This window comes from Chryseobacterium daecheongense, from assembly GCA_027920525.1.
GTDB lineage: Bacteria > Bacteroidota > Bacteroidia > Flavobacteriales > Weeksellaceae > Chryseobacterium > Chryseobacterium proteolyticum.
Window position 1 is genome coordinate 1,575,925 of sequence record CP115858.1, and the last position, 13,551, is coordinate 1,589,475.

Annotated in this window: 12 protein-coding genes; 8 read left to right on the top strand and 4 right to left on the bottom strand. The window is 37.3% G+C overall.

The window, feature by feature from the left end:
• The first annotated feature begins 118 nt into the window (after positions 1–118).
• From PFY10_06880 to PFY10_06905, 6 genes are all read left to right on the top strand, one after another.
• A complete protein-coding gene (locus tag PFY10_06880; protein ID WBV58166.1) occupies positions 119–811 on the top strand; it encodes an AIM24 family protein in 693 nt (230 codons plus the stop codon).
• Between the two features lie 68 nt (positions 812–879).
• A complete protein-coding gene (locus tag PFY10_06885) occupies positions 880–2,415 on the top strand; it encodes a hypothetical protein (protein ID WBV58167.1) in 1,536 nt (511 codons plus the stop codon).
• Between the two features lie 91 nt (positions 2,416–2,506).
• A complete protein-coding gene (locus tag PFY10_06890; protein ID WBV58168.1) occupies positions 2,507–3,580 on the top strand; it encodes a serine hydrolase in 1,074 nt (357 codons plus the stop codon).
• Between the two features lie 99 nt (positions 3,581–3,679).
• Complete coding sequence (locus tag PFY10_06895; protein ID WBV58169.1) at positions 3,680–5,071, top strand: Gfo/Idh/MocA family oxidoreductase; 1,392 nt, start codon at positions 3,680–3,682, stop codon at positions 5,069–5,071.
• Positions 5,061–5,972, top strand: a complete 912-nt coding sequence (locus PFY10_06900) for a sugar phosphate nucleotidyltransferase (GenBank protein ID WBV58170.1) — start codon at positions 5,061–5,063, stop codon at positions 5,970–5,972. The genes PFY10_06895 and PFY10_06900 overlap by 11 nt, the downstream gene beginning before the upstream one ends.
• Complete coding sequence (locus tag PFY10_06905; GenBank protein WBV58171.1) at positions 5,963–6,997, top strand: aminoglycoside phosphotransferase family protein; 1,035 nt, start codon at positions 5,963–5,965, stop codon at positions 6,995–6,997. The genes PFY10_06900 and PFY10_06905 overlap by 10 nt, the downstream gene beginning before the upstream one ends.
• Before the next feature lie 53 nt (positions 6,998–7,050).
• Here PFY10_06905 and PFY10_06910 read toward each other — a convergent pair whose 3' ends face one another.
• The 3 genes from PFY10_06910 to PFY10_06920 all read right to left on the bottom strand — a co-directional run bounded on the left by PFY10_06910 (position 7,051) and on the right by PFY10_06920 (position 10,173).
• On the bottom strand, positions 7,051–7,542 hold the full coding sequence (locus tag PFY10_06910) for a DNA-deoxyinosine glycosylase (GenBank protein ID WBV58172.1): 492 nt from the start codon (positions 7,540–7,542) through the stop codon (positions 7,051–7,053).
• A gap of 53 nt (positions 7,543–7,595) precedes the next feature.
• Positions 7,596–9,590 carry a S9 family peptidase gene (locus PFY10_06915; GenBank protein ID WBV58173.1) on the bottom strand — a complete coding sequence of 665 codons (1,995 nt, stop codon included), beginning with the start codon at positions 9,588–9,590 and terminating at the stop codon, positions 7,596–7,598.
• A 238-nt stretch (positions 9,591–9,828) separates the two neighbouring features.
• Complete coding sequence (locus tag PFY10_06920) at positions 9,829–10,173, bottom strand: phage holin family protein (GenBank protein ID WBV58174.1); 345 nt, start codon at positions 10,171–10,173, stop codon at positions 9,829–9,831.
• A gap of 224 nt (positions 10,174–10,397) precedes the next feature.
• On the opposite strand from PFY10_06920, the gene PFY10_06925 reads away from it, so the two are divergent.
• On the top strand, positions 10,398–10,649 hold the full coding sequence (locus PFY10_06925; GenBank protein WBV58175.1) for a hypothetical protein: 252 nt from the start codon (positions 10,398–10,400) through the stop codon (positions 10,647–10,649).
• Positions 10,650–10,934: 285 nt separating this feature from the next.
• Here PFY10_06925 and PFY10_06930 read toward each other — a convergent pair whose 3' ends face one another.
• Positions 10,935–11,945 (bottom strand): LacI family DNA-binding transcriptional regulator, encoded by a 1,011-nt coding sequence (locus tag PFY10_06930; protein ID WBV58176.1) that lies wholly within the window; start codon positions 11,943–11,945, stop codon positions 10,935–10,937.
• A gap of 164 nt (positions 11,946–12,109) precedes the next feature.
• Here PFY10_06930 and PFY10_06935 point away from each other — a divergent pair, with 164 nt between their 5' ends.
• Positions 12,110–13,546: a mannitol dehydrogenase family protein gene (locus PFY10_06935; GenBank protein ID WBV58177.1), complete on the top strand. Its 1,437-nt coding sequence runs from the start codon at positions 12,110–12,112 to the stop codon at positions 13,544–13,546.
• The last annotated feature ends 5 nt before the right edge of the window (positions 13,547–13,551 follow it).

Genomic DNA, 13,551 nt, shown 5'->3' on the forward strand with positions numbered 1-13,551 from the left:
ATACGACATTGAACACCCCTTTGTCAAGCTTTATTTGATAAAGCTGTCAAATGGTTAATAATTACTATGTATTTTGGTCTGAAAAAGATGTAATTTGGTCGCACAAAATTGATTAATTATGAGCAAATATTCGTTAGAATCATTCATTAAAGAAACCAAAGAAAATCCTGAAGAGCGGGACTATTTTGAACTTGAAAAACCTCAGCTTTTAGAGATAAACCTTACCAATCAATCGGTTTGGACTAAAAGGGGAAGTATGGTGGGCTACATCGGAAATATAAATTTTGAAAGGCAAGGTATGCTTGCAGGAGGTATCGGAAATCTTCTGAAAAAAGCAATCAGTGGTGAAGGTACGAGATTAATGAAGGCAGAAGGCACAGGAAAACTGTATGTAGCTGATTCAGGAAAAAAAGTACGTATCCTTTACCTGAATAATGAAGCATTGTGTGTGAATGGCAACGATGTCCTGGCCCATGAACAAAGTATAAAAAGTGATATTACCATGCTTAAAAGTATTGCAGGAATGCTGTCGGGTGGATTATTTCAGGTAAAACTTTCCGGAACGGGACATGTGGCTATTACAACCCACGGAGAACCTTTAACGCTTATGGTAACTCCTGAAAACCCTGTTTTCACAGATCCTAATGCCACAGTTGCATGGTCCGGGAATTTAACTCCTGAACTTAAAACGAATGTTTCTTTTAAAAGCCTGATGGGTAGAGGAAGTGGTGAAGAATTTCAGATGAAGTTTTCAGGAAACGGATGGGTTCTTATCCAGCCCTATGAAGAAGTATATGCGATCGAAAAATAATAATGTCCACAATCGGCTATAAACAAAATTAACTTCATATTTTTATTAAGCTTTAACGCCGAAGTAAAATGAAAAATCTTTTAAAAATATTTTTTGCACTGATTCTTCTTCCCAATTTGGCAACTGCCCAATCGTCAAAGAAAAACTATCAATACAATATCGATCTTATTCATACGGATAATGACCAGGTGACGGTTTCTTTTACTCCACCTAAAAATAAGCTGGAAAAAGGTAAGTTTATTATACCCAAACTCGTTCCCGGATTTTATCAGCCCCTGAATTTCGGGCAATATGTTTCCGATGTTACAGCAATCGATAAAAAAGGGAAAAAAGTGGTTACGGAACGCTTAGATACCAACAGCTGGTTAATCCACGATCTCAGGCATGTAAAAAAGATATCCTATCGTGTTGCTGATGGCTGGGATTCCCTAAAGGAGCATACAGAAGGAGCAAAGTCAGCAGGAAGTACTTTTAAAAAAGACAGTGTTTTTGTGATCAATTATAATTCATTGGTAGGTTACTTTGAGGAAATAAAGGATAAACCATATGAAATCAGCATTAAGAAAAATAAAGATTTTTATGCTTCTTCTGCATTGGATTACAAAAGAAAAAATGACAGTACGGACATCGTCCGGGCAAAAGATTACAGAAACCTGGTAGATTCTCCTGTACTATATTGCGTTCCTGATACGACCTGGTTAAAAATAGGTACCACTGAGGTGCTTGTATCATTTTACAATAAAAAGGAACGGCATTATTCCAAAAAAATAGCAGATCATATAAAGACGATTTTAGAAAATCAACAGGCCTACCTGGGTGGAAAATTGCCTGTCGAAAAGTATGCTTTTCTGATTTATTACGAATCTTCAGATAAAAAAGGGTTTATGGGAGATGGCCTCGAACACTCCAGGTCGACCGTATGTCTTTATCTTTCCGGGAATATAGGCTATCTGCCGGACGCATTGGACAGGGTTGCCTCCCATGAGTTTTTCCACATTATCACTCCGCTTCATATTCATTCAGGGGAAATCCAGCATTATGATTTCTTAAATCCTTCGATGTCGAAACATCTCTGGCTGTATGAAGGTATGACGGAATACGCAACGATACACATGCCCATAAAGCAAAAGATGATCGGTATTCCTGAATTCGAAAAAAAGCTGGAAGAAAAGATAGCCGGTATGAAGGAGTTTGATCCTCATTTATCCTTCACCGATCTGAGTAAAAACGCTATGGAAAAACAGGACCAGTACATGAACGTTTATCAGAAAGGCCCATTAATCGGGTTATGCCTGGACATCAAATTGCGTGAGCTTTCGGGCGGAAAAACGGGAACCCAGGATTTGATGCAACGCCTTATGCAAAAATATGGAGAGGATCGCTATTTCAATGACAATGATTTATTTGATGAAATTACAAAAATGACTTTTCCGGAAATCCGGGATTTTTTCAGGGATTGTGTAGAAGGAACAAAACCACTTCCCTTAAAAGAATACCTTGCCAAAGCCGGTTTTGCCTATGATGACACTACGGGAAAGGTTACCGCCTTAGCTCATCCTGATCCGAAGCAAATCGCATTGAGAAAAGCCTGGATCGGCCAATAAACTGTATATAGGTAAACTCACCGAAAATACTTTTCCTCATGGATTAAAAATATTGAGTTTCAAAAATTGTTCTTTATTAAAACTGTTTACTATGAAAAAAACCTTTACCACATTTCTTTTATTAGCAATAAATGTGGCCTATTCTCAAATTTCAAATGTGGAAAAAGTAATTGATTCCAGTGTGAAGAATGATAATTTCAACGGAGCAGTTCTGATTGCCCAAAATGGCAGGACCGAATTACTTTCGTATAAAGGATTATCCAACAGACATTATAACATCAGCTTTTCGGACGAAACCAGATTTCATATATTTTCTCTCACCAAGTCATTTACTGCCGTCCTGATCATGCAGCTATATGAAAGAGGTAAAATCAACCTGGACGCTCCCATTGCAACTTATCTTCCGGATTACAAAGGGGAAGCCGCAAAAAAAGCAAGCGTAAGAAACCTTCTAACTTATAGCAGTGGTAGATTTAATAAGGACATCAGTTCCCCGGAACTCATTCACGAGGCATATGACAATACAATTTGGAACCTGGATGATTTTATCAAAACCTTTCTCTCTGAAAAACTGATCGATAAACCCGGAACAAAATTCAGCTATAACAATGGTGATTATATCCTGCTTGGAAAAATTATTGAAAATATATATGGTAAATCTTTTGAAGAAGTTCTGAAAGAGCAGATCCTGGTTCCTCTTAAAATGAATAATACAGGTCTTTTGCACCACAATGATATTATCCAGAATATAGATGACGGATATTCGGAAACAGATTCGAACCCGTTTGCTCTTCATACCCCAACCAACACCTATATCGACAATTTTTATACGGCCGGGGGCATGTACTCCACTCCCAAAGATCTTTTAACCTTTGACCAGGCCGTTTTCAATCATGTTTTATTAAAAAAATCAACTGTAGACACCATGCTTACTCCTTATAAGGAGCTTGGGGATACTGCTTTTAGCTTTTGGGTTTATCCTAAAAAATTCGGAAATATGACTACCCTATTTGTAGAACGTCAGGGTGAAGGTTACGGACATAGTGCGAACTGGGTACATTTACCTGAAAAAAACCTGACGGTAATTATTCTGTCCAATACCAAAAACATCAACTACCTCAACAAAATGAGAGAGAGGCTAATAAGTGCATATTACGGACAATAAATAAAAATAAAATCAATTTTAAGAGTAAAATGATTCACTGGTTATTGATATTTTAATATCTTTAAATTTAAATAACATATTTAATCAAAAATATCATTTATGGATAATTCACGTAGAGACTTCATCAAAACAACTGCATTAGCTTCATTCGGAGCACTTGTTTTACCTCATTCTTTATTTGCCTATTCAAAAGGTTTTGTATCTGATAAAAAAGTAAGGGTTGGTTTTATAGGAGTCGGATTACGGGGACAGGAACATGTAAAGCTATTGGCTAAAAGGGACGATGTTGAGATCGTTGCTTTTGCAGACCCTAGTCCAATTATGTTATCTGCCAGCCAGAAAATCTTAAAAAGCAATGGTAAACCGGAAGCCCGTGAATTTTCAAATGGAGAATATGATTACAGAAATCTCCTGAAACTTGGCAACATCGATGCGGTTGTTATCGCCACTCCGTGGGAATGGCACCTTACACAGGGAGTTGAAGCGATGAAGGCTAAGAAAATTGTTGGAATGGAAGTATCCGGTGCCATTAAACTGGATGACTGCTGGGAATTCGTAAAAACTTATGAGGAGACAAAAGTTCCCATTTTTATGATGGAGAACGTATGTTACCGTAGAGATATCATGGCTATCCTGAATATGGTCCGTAAAGGAATGTTTGGAGAATTGGTCCACGGAAGAGGAGGTTATCAGCATGATCTTCGCGGGGTTTTATTTAATGACGGTGTTACGCCTTACAATTCCGGAGCCGAATTCGGGGAAAAGGGTTTTAGCGAAGCAAAATGGAGAACGGAACATTATGTAAAAAGAAATGGAGAACTTTATCCTACGCACGGCCTTGGTCCGGTTTCCGTTATGATGGATATTAATCGTGGAAACCGATTAACACGCTTATCTTCATTTTCTTCAAAATCCCTCGGCTTGCATCAGTATATAGCGGAACATCCGAAAGGAGGTCCCAACCATCCTAATGCCAAAGTGAAGTTTAACCAGGGTGACATCGTTACGACACAAATAGCTTGTGCTAACGGAGAAACTATTCTTCTGACACACGATACCAGCTTACAGAGACCTTATGATCTTGGATTCAGAGTGCAGGGAACTGACGGAATCTGGCAGGACTTCGGATCAGGAGGCGCAGATCAGGGACATATTTATTTTGAAAAGATAATGAATCACACCCATAAATGGGATAATACCGAGAAATGGATCAAAGATTACGATCATCCGATGTGGAAGAAATTTGAAAGCAAAGCAACAGGCGCAGGACATGGTGGAATGGACTTTTTCGTTATGAACACCTTTATTGAATGTATAAAACGTAATATAGAATTCCCTATGGATGTATATGATCTTGCCACCTGGTATGCAATCACACCGCTCAGCGAAAAATCAATTGCTAAAGGAGGACAGGTTGTTGAGATCCCTGATTTCACAAAAGGACAATGGAAAAATCGTAAACCTATATTCGGAATGACAGATGAATTCTAAAAAAACACTTCTCATAGTAGCCGGAGGCTTAGGCACCCGCTATAAAGGCCTTAAACAAGTAGATGGAATATTGGGCAATGGCTCTCCTATTCTGGAATATTCTATTTATGATGCTCTAATGGTCGGCTTCAATAAAATTGTGATTATTATTAATCGTTTCATCCCTGAAAGCTATATAGAAAGACTGGAAAACATTTCCAAAACCAACAACTTTGAGTTGCAATGGGTCTATCAGGATATGGATAAATACATTCCTTCAGGGTATGATTATTCGTCCCGGGAAAAACCTTGGGGAACAGGCCATGCCGTACTTTGTGCAAAAGAATATATTAGTGAACCTTTTGTAATGATCAACGCAGACGATTTTTACGGTAAAGAAGTTTATCAGTTAGCATCGAGTGAAATCGACAATCAAAATGTTTCAGATTCCCAATTTGAACTCATTGCCTATCCGCTTTCTACCACGTTAAGTAACAATGGTACGGTAGCCAGAGGTATTTGCACGGTGGATGATGATCATTTTTTGCTAAAAGTAGAAGAGCAGACTTCCATTCGAAAAGAAAATAATACTATTGTCTATACCGATGAAAACGGGAAAGACATAGAAGTAGCACCAGATACTTTGGTTTCTATGAATTATTTTATTTTCCATCCCATTATATTCGATTCATTAGAAATCTATTTTAAGGATTTTATTACATCCAATCCACAACCCAAAGAAGAATTTTATATTCCTACTGCTCTGCAGAAAATGAACGAGGAGAATACAATCAAAATTGCAGTCAGAACCTCGCCATCTCATTGGTTGGGAATGACCTATCCCGATGATAAAATTATTCTAAAAAGTTACCTTGAAAAAGAAATCCAAAACCAGCGATACCCTGAAGATCTATGGAGCTGAAGAATATTATCTCAAAATTTATAGGCACTGACAACTGTACAGTTACTCAGATCAATAACGGTTTGATCAATACTACCTATTGTGTAGAAAATAATCAAAACCGGGAAAAGTATATTTTACAGAAGATTAATACACAAGTCTTTAAAAGGCCGGAGCAGGTTATCAACAATCATTTGAAAATAAATAAGATTCTTAAAGAGGGTCAATATCATTTCAAAATGACACAACCGATTGCTTCGTCTTCAGAGGAGTTTTTAATCAGGGATGGAAATGGAGATTCATGGCGAATGACCAGCTTCATTGATAACAGCATTACCTTTCTTACTGTTCCTTCAGCAGAAACAGCTTCCAAGGCAGCAAGAGCTGTGGGTTATTTTCTTAGCATCATTAATACGCAAAGTCTTCCCATCATTGAAGATCCATTACCCGATTTTCTCAATTTTGAAAAGAGACTTACCGACTATAAAATTTCATTAGAAAGCGGATCATCTTCTTTAAAAGAAAATGCAAAAGCTGAAATAGAAATGATGAACCAATTGTTGTGGTTACCTGATCAATGGATCAAAATGCAAAATAATGGCCAACTCCCCAAAAGAATTGTTCATGCAGATGCGAAAATCAGTAATATTCTTTTTGATCAGAACCATGACCCGATGGCTATAATTGACCTGGACACAATCATGACTTCCACTATTCTCTATGATTTTGGAACCATGATCCAATCATACACCAATACCACTAATGAAGATGATGGAACAGCTCAAAATAATTTCAATTCAGAAATTTTCGAATCGGTAAAAGAGGGCTTTCTATTTCATCTTAAGGATCTATTGACTCCTGACGAGTTTGAAAATCTTGATTATTCCGCACAGGTGGCTATCTACATTCAGGGGCTTCGTTTTCTTACAGATTATTTGAATGGAAGCACTTATTATTCTACAACCTATCCGGAGCATAATCTCGACCGTACGAAGAACCAGCTGGAGCTTCTCAGGGGTTTACGCAGTTATTTAAAAGTAGATTAAAGTGCACATCTTATGATGATGTTGCTGGAGCATAAAGGAAATAAGGAAGGAGGTTATTTTAGAAATCCCATGATCTTTGACCATCCTTCTAATTTCTTTTCCAACGAAATGGTATGCAGCGGGCTTGTCGAAGGCAGCAGAATCACAGGAAGCCGATAATTTTTTCCTAAAACTTTCTGTAGATTTTTATAAGATTTTCCTCCATTACAAAATATGGCAGTGATATTCGGATATTGTTCTAAAAGCTCTTCAATCTGATTGGCTTCTTCATTTCTGATCTCCGAATCAAGACTTCCTTTTCGCTCACAGGAATCAATCACATCCCAAAGTGCGATGTGATGTTTCTTCAATGTTTCAATCCTTACTGCATAATCTTCCGTAAATTTTTCATGAAGCAGTTCAAAAATAATCTTCCAGAATTTATTTTGCGGATGTGCATAATATTGTTGTTTTTCCAATGATTTGACCCCGGGAATGGAACCTAAAATTAAAATTCTGGAATGGACATCAATAATAGGAGGAAATGAAGAAATACGGTTTTGCATAATTCAAATATAAAAAAAACGGGCCAAAAGCCCGTTTTCGTTTCTATTGTTTGTTATAAAGTTTCTTTTAACCAGTCAAAGAATTCTCTTTGCCATACCAAACCATTTTGCGGGTGAAGCACCCAGTGGTTTTCGTTCGGGAAATACACTAATTTTGTTTTAAGGCCTCTTAATTTTGCTGCCTGGAAAGCTTCCTGTCCCTGCTCATAAGGCACACGGTAATCTATTCCTCCCTGGAAAATCATGATCGGCTTATTCCATTTTTCAACAAAATTGCTAGGATTAAATTCTGTATAAGCTTTAGGAAGCGGCTTCTCCCATGGAGACCCTAAGTCCCAGTTGGCAAACCAAAGCTCTTCAGTGGTCAGATACCATGATTTCATATCAAATAGCCCGTCGTGAGCAATAAAGGTCTTGAATCTGTTATCGTGAATCCCCGCAAGCATAAATACACTGTATCCTCCATAACTTGCTCCTACTGCAGCTACTCTTTGTCCGTCCACATAAGGTAATGTCTTAGCATAATCTGTAGCGGCAAGATAATCCCTCATAGGTTGTCCACCCCAGTCTTTAGAGATTTCTTCATTCCACTTTGTTCCCCAGCCCGGCATTCCTCTACGGTTCGGCGCAACTACAATGTATCCGTTAGCCGTCATAAGAGCAAAATTCCATCGTACACTGAAAAACTGAGTCAATGCAGATTGAGGTCCACCCTGGCAATATACCAAAGTAGGATATTTTTTATTCGGATCAAAATTCGGCGGATAATGGAACCATACTCCCATTTCTTTTCCATCCGATGTTTTCACCATTTTTAGTTCAGATTTCCCTTGAGCCAGTTTGGAATAAGTATCTTTATTGGCTTCCGTAACCTGTTTCATTTCACCGTTTTTAATGTTTACAGAAAATAAATCTGTAGCATGGTTGACATCGGTTCTGCCTACCAATAAGGTGTTTTTATTATCAGCAAAGATTTCATTAACATCAAAATCTCCTTTTGTGATCTGTTGAACCTTTGCATTTTTAGGATCTAAGGAAAACAATTGTTTTGTTCCCCTGAATGCTGCCGTAAAATAGATGGTTTTGGAATCACCACTCCAGAAAACGTCACCGGAAACACTTTCGTCCCAGCCTTTTGTTAGGTTCTCTGTTTTTCCGGACTTCCAGTCCATGATTTTCACATCATTTTTATCCGCTTCATAGCCATCTCTTTCCATGCTCTGCCATACCAGTGATTTTCCATCCGGACTGAATTTTGGATTGACATCGTAGCCTTTATTTGATTCTGTAAGGTTTTTTGTAGCCCCGGAAGCCAGATCATAAGCGAAAATATCAGTATTTGTACTTGTAGCATACTCTTTCCCGCTTTTAGGCTTGGTAACATACAAAAGCTGAGAAGAATCAGGACTCCAGATGAAATCCTCAGCTCCACCGAACGGCCTCTGCGGAGAATCCCATGTCTTTCCTTCCAGTAAGTCTTTTGATGATTCCACTTTATCTGAAGTATTTACTACAAAAACATGATTGTATTTTCCTTCATTGAAATAATCCCAGTGTCTGTGGTTCAAGTCAGTATACACCTGTGCTGTTGTTTTAGGAGTATCGCTGTATTTATCTTTCCCCATTACCTTCTCCACTAAAACCTGCTTGCTGAAAGCGATTTTCTTTCCATCAGGGGAAATTACAATATTATCAACCTCACCGATGGTATAAAACTCGGTCCAGGTTTTCCCGTTATCTTTAGAAAGGAATATCTTATCTCCTTCCTGTGCGTAAATTCCATTCTTATCCCACTGAATAAGAGCTTTTTTACCCAAGTCTAATTTTGAAGACTGATTATTGATAACATTAAGGAAATAGTTTTCGTTTTTCGTTTTCTCTGTTTTCAGATCTACTTGTCCTACTTTATAAATAAGTGAAGACTGATCAGGTGAAACTGCCTGTACTCCCACTTTTTTCAAAGTCCAAAGAATTTCAGGCGTCATTAACTGTTGTGCATTCATTAAAAGTGGGGCTGCTAAAGCCAGCAGGCTGTACTTAAGTTTCATAAATTGCTTTTTAATTCAAAGATTGCCAAATTTAGTATTTAAAATAAAAATATGCGAAGGAATTAACAATTATCTTGTTTTTTGTTAAAGTGATGAATTGATTTACCTGTGATACATTTGATGATAAGACGCTTGTACAGTTGCTATTTATGTTATTTATATCCTTTTTGATGGACCCAATAAAAAATCCGCCAGCTCAACTGACGGATTTATATTGTTATGCTATACTTCTGTGAGCTTAGTCCCCATCTGAGAACATAGAGTTGACCAATGAAGTGATTAATGATAAGGCGATACTGAAAATGAATGCCCACCAGAATCCATCTACAACCATACTGTCTATGAAATAATCTGCCAAAAGGATGATCAATGCATTAATGACTAAGGCAAATAATCCTAGGGTGATGATCGTTAAAGGAAGTCCCAAAAGACTTAAAACAGGTTTTACAATTAAATTTAAAAGTCCCAAAACAATCGCGAAAATAATCGCAGATGAAAAGCCTTCAAAATGTACTCCCGGTAAAATTTTCGTTAAAAGAAACGCAACAAGCGCAGTAATCAGTAAACGGATAATTAAGTTCATATGTTAATATTTTTAATAGTTTGTATACAAGTATCAAAACTCATTCCATCGGATCTCGGTTTGAATGATTAATAAAAGTCTTTATCCATCATGAATTGCTAAAGTTTATATTTTCAATACAATAAGGGAAAACACTGATTTTTCAAAAATGGGTATTTTCCCTTTGCGTTATGATCTTTTTATTCCTGAATTTTAAGTCTGCAAACCCCTTAAAAATTATGATCATGGACGCAACACACACAACCAATCTCACCAGAGTTGATGCAGGAAAAGATTCATCCTGGCACATTCACAAGGATCACCTGAAGTATTCCAATATTCAAAAAACAAGAGTGGACTTTAATGGACGGAGCCTTGAAAAAATTATGCAAAAAATTGCAGACAACGCATTTATTAATGCACCTTATCTACAATCTGATGAGCAAAACCGCTATTACCAGGAATGCCTTAGATGGATTGAAGAGAATTATGATTAATCAATTTTTTTAAATGGACAAATTGCCTAAGGTATCCTTAGGCATTTGTTTTTTTGGCAAGTAAGACGGCTGAAGTAAAAGTTACGTGTCTTTTTTTTAATTTTATAACAGCTAATAATTTTATATGAAAAAAGAATACACCCATTATTTCAGATATATTATGCTTGCTTCTATCCTACTATTAATCATATCAATGATAGTGCAGGTTAATCTGTTGGTCATTAGTGCTCTTTCCGTGGTTTTTATTTTATCTCTTATTCTTGTGCTTGACCAAAGCGAGTAGATTTAAATAACGGTGGATGCCCTGTAAATCAATTCGGTTTCCATAATAACCGTCTGATCAGGTGATGAGGCATTTTGTATTTTTTCCAGCACGAGACGGGCAGCGGTTTCTCCCATTTTTTCTAATGGCTGCTGTACAGTTGTCAGCTGCGGATGCACAATAGTTGCGAGTTCTGTTCCTGAAAAACTTGCAATCGCTATTTCTTCAGGAATTTTTATATTCTGCTCATGAAGATAATTCATTGCTCCAATAGCTAATGTATCGGAAAAGGCAAAAATACTGTCGAAATTGATGTTTCTGTTTAATAGTTCCTGTACTGCCTTTCTGCCGTCTTCAAAAGTCATTCCCTCTGTAGAAACAATCAGATCAGGATCAGTAAGACTATATTTCTCCATAATACGTTTGTATCCGTTCACTCTTTCAGTTACGTTCCTTATCGTTAAAGGCCCCATAATGTGTGCGATCCTTTTTCGTCCCGTATTAATCAGATGCTCCACTACTAATGATGCTTTGATCTGATCATCTACGATCACCCGCGAAGCCTGTATTGATTTCCCGGGTATCCTGTCAAAAAATACCATAGGAATATCATTATTGATCAGCTTTTTGTAAACTTCTTCATTAAGACTTTCATGACAAAGATTAATAATGATCCCGTCCACATTGAATTCTTCTAAAAGCTTAAGATTCTCTCTTTCTATCAATGGATTTTCATCCGATTGTGTTATGATAACACGATACCCTAACGGATCCAAAATATTCTGAATCCCCTTCAGAACTTTTGAAGAAAACGGTGTGATCATTTCCGGTACCACCAATCCAATATTTTTGGATTTTCCATACTTTAAATTCAAAGCTGTTGCATTGGGTTTATAGCCCAATTTCGTTGCTGCTTCCAATACCCTCTTCTGAGTTTCCGGATTGATATTTTTATCATTAAGCAGTGCTCTTGAGATGGTAGAGGTAGACAATGACAAAAATTTCGACAAATCTTTAATGGTTACACGCTTCATCAGGGACTCTTTTTTATCAAAAATAACAAAAAAATAAGCAAATGGGAACGTTCCCAAATTCTGGGAACGTTCCCATTATCAATTTCATAACAAAAAATACCGGGCAATAGATTTATTAATATAAGTTTAGCAAACGATTAACATTCAATTAAAAACTATAATATATGACTCCCAATTCTTATCCCTATCACCGTGAAAATATTAAAACCGGCATTGTACATATTGGTGTTGGAAATTTCCACAGGGCTCATCAGCAGTATTACACCCACCTTCTGCTGGGAGACAAAAATCAACAGCAATGGGGAATCTGCGGAATTGCCTTACTTCCTTCTGATGAAAAAATAGTACGTGATTTAAGATCCCAAAATCTGGACTATACCCTTACGGTTTGTGGAAGGGATGGAAAAGATGAAATCTACACCATAGGTTCACTCACAGAGTTGATATGGGGAGTAGAAGATCCCCAGGCAGTAATTGCTAAAATCGCTGATCCGGCGATAAAGATCATCAGTCTTACCATTACGGAAGGAGGATATAATCTCAATAAAGAAACGAATGAGTTTAATCTGAATGACAGCCATATACAAAACGATTTACTGAATCCGGGTACTCCTGAAACGGTTTTTGGATTTATAGCAGAAGGTCTGCGATTGCGTAAAAAAAATGGAGCCGGAAGTATCACAATCCTTTCTTGTGATAATCTTCAGCATAATGGCAATACCGCAAAAAGGGCATTCACCAGTTTTATAGAAGCTCAGGATAAAGATCTTGGAAACTGGATCAAATCCCACGTTACATTTCCGAACAGTATGGTGGACAGAATTACACCTGCTACCACAGCCAAAGATATTGAAAGGCTTAATGAAAAAAGCGGCTGGAATGATAAAGCCCCCGTTTATTGTGAAGATTTCATCCAATGGGTGATAGAAGATCAATTTATAGCAGGAAGACCCGAATGGGAAAAAGCCGGCGTAGAATTCACGAATGACGTCACTGCTTTTGAAAACATGAAACTCAGTCTCCTGAATGCTTCGCACACCCTATTATCCTACCCTTCTTTCTTAAAAGGCTACCGCAAGGTAGATGAGGCCATGCAGGATCAAAGTATTGTAAAGCTAATCAGGGATTTTATGAATATAGATATTACACCATATGTTCCGGCACCTGCCGATACTGATTTAGATCTTTACAAACGTACACTGATAGAAAGGTTTTCCAATCATAGCGTAAGTGACCAGGTGAGCAGATTATGCTTTGACGGTGTTTCTAAATTTCCGGTATATATTATGCCCAATCTCGCAAAAATAATCAGTGATGGAAAAGATCTTATGCGTCCGGCATTTCTTATAGCTTCTTACAGGCATTATTTGAAATACAAAACAGACAATAAAGGTTTTACATATGAAATTGGCGAGCCATGGCTGACTTCGGAAGATGAAATTTTAATCCAAAGTGATAACCCCATTGATTTTTTAAATCTTTCTGCCTTTAAAAGCATCGATTTGAGAGAGGTAAATGCATTTACCGGTCTGTACTTACAGTTTGTTGATGATATTAAAAATCAGGGGATCGCACCTGTTTTAGAAACTATTATAAAATAAAGTAT

Excerpts from the sequence above, each read along its gene's own strand:
- PFY10_06880 (WBV58166.1), top strand. The coding sequence starts at position 119 with ATGAGCAAATATTCGTTAGAATCATTCATTAAAGAAACCAAAGAAAAT.
- PFY10_06885 (WBV58167.1), top strand. The coding sequence starts at position 880 with ATGAAAAATCTTTTAAAAATATTTTTTGCACTGATTCTTCTTCCCAAT.
- PFY10_06890 (WBV58168.1), top strand. The coding sequence starts at position 2,507 with ATGAAAAAAACCTTTACCACATTTCTTTTATTAGCAATAAATGTGGCC.
- PFY10_06895 (WBV58169.1), top strand. The coding sequence starts at position 3,680 with ATGGATAATTCACGTAGAGACTTCATCAAAACAACTGCATTAGCTTCA.
- PFY10_06900 (WBV58170.1), top strand. The coding sequence starts at position 5,061 with ATGAATTCTAAAAAAACACTTCTCATAGTAGCCGGAGGCTTAGGCACC.
- PFY10_06905 (WBV58171.1), top strand. The coding sequence starts at position 5,963 with ATGGAGCTGAAGAATATTATCTCAAAATTTATAGGCACTGACAACTGT.
- PFY10_06910 (WBV58172.1), bottom strand. The coding sequence starts at position 7,542 with ATGCAAAACCGTATTTCTTCATTTCCTCCTATTATTGATGTCCATTCC.
- PFY10_06915 (WBV58173.1), bottom strand. The coding sequence starts at position 9,590 with ATGAAACTTAAGTACAGCCTGCTGGCTTTAGCAGCCCCACTTTTAATG.
- PFY10_06920 (WBV58174.1), bottom strand. The coding sequence starts at position 10,173 with ATGAACTTAATTATCCGTTTACTGATTACTGCGCTTGTTGCGTTTCTT.
- PFY10_06925 (WBV58175.1), top strand. The coding sequence starts at position 10,398 with ATGGACGCAACACACACAACCAATCTCACCAGAGTTGATGCAGGAAAA.
- PFY10_06930 (WBV58176.1), bottom strand. The coding sequence starts at position 11,945 with ATGAAGCGTGTAACCATTAAAGATTTGTCGAAATTTTTGTCATTGTCT.
- PFY10_06935 (WBV58177.1), top strand. The coding sequence starts at position 12,110 with ATGACTCCCAATTCTTATCCCTATCACCGTGAAAATATTAAAACCGGC.